Here is a 1,087-nt window from a genome sequence, read left to right on the forward strand (position 1 = left end):
GCCGAATTCATATACTAAGTGCGACACTCATCCCATTAAGAGAGGCAAGCTGCGATAATCCTAGTTTTTTACTCCCGCCAAGAAGTGAGAAACCATGATGAACTATACACAGCTTACCTCTGAAGAGAGATATACCTTTTCTACCATGCGAACGCAAGGCCAATCAATGACATCAATTGCTAATGCACTTGGCCGGCACCGCGCAACCTTGTATCGCGAACTTCAACGTAACCGCTGCCACCATATTGATAACGCTTATAGGCCAAGCAAAGCGGACTATAGAGCCAAAGCCAGGCGGTGTAAATTACGTCGATACTCTCACTTTACCGAAGCGAACTATGTTCCTGTTAACTACCTTATACGAGAAAAATGGAGCCCCGAACAGATTGCCGGAATACTCCCATCACTTGGCTTTAGATCCATTTCCCACGAAACCATATATAAGTACATATGGGCTGACAAGGCGAATGGCGGCAATCTCTGGATTCATCTACGCCAATCGTTAAAACAACGACGAAAACGCTATAAAGCCTATGACAGCCGCGGCAGACTGGCCAATAAGCGCAACATATCCGAACGCCCTACCAGTATAGAAACACGTAAATATAGGGGGCACTGGGAGATTGATACGGTAATGGGCAAAGGTTCCAACGATTGTATAGTGACGCTGGTAGAAAGGAAAAGCGGCTTCGTTCTGATTGGTAAACTGCCGGACAGAACCACAGCCTCACTTAACACGAAAACGATTTCTCTCATGAAAAAGTCGCCAGCCAAATTTAAAACAATCACTGCTGACAACGGCACCGAATTTCACCAGTACAACAAAATTGAAGAGGCTACCGGCAGACTATTTTATTTTGCTAATCCCTACCATTCTTGGGAGCGCGGCAGCAATGAAAACTGCAACGGACTAATCCGCCAATATATACCTAAAGGAAGCTCCATGGCGTCACTAACTCAACAGCAATGCAATCGAATAGCGGACAAACTAAATGCGCGACCACGCAAACGACACAACTTCAAAACACCAGCGGATATTCTATATGGAAACTAACAACCTTTGTCGCACTTCAGGCTTGATACTAGG

The 1,087-nt window shown here is 45.4% G+C and carries 1 protein-coding gene; it reads left to right on the plus strand.

Annotated features, from left to right (window positions below; genetic code table 11):
* Nucleotides 1-97 precede the first annotated feature (97 nt).
* A complete protein-coding gene (locus IDZ20_RS04795) occupies nt 98-1,054 on the plus strand; it encodes an IS30 family transposase (protein WP_188150298.1) in 957 nt (318 codons plus the stop codon).
* Nucleotides 1,055-1,087: the final 33 nt, after the last annotated feature.

It is taken from the genome of Teredinibacter waterburyi (genome assembly GCF_001922985.1).
Taxonomy (GTDB): Bacteria; Pseudomonadota; Gammaproteobacteria; order Pseudomonadales; family Cellvibrionaceae; genus Teredinibacter; species Teredinibacter waterburyi.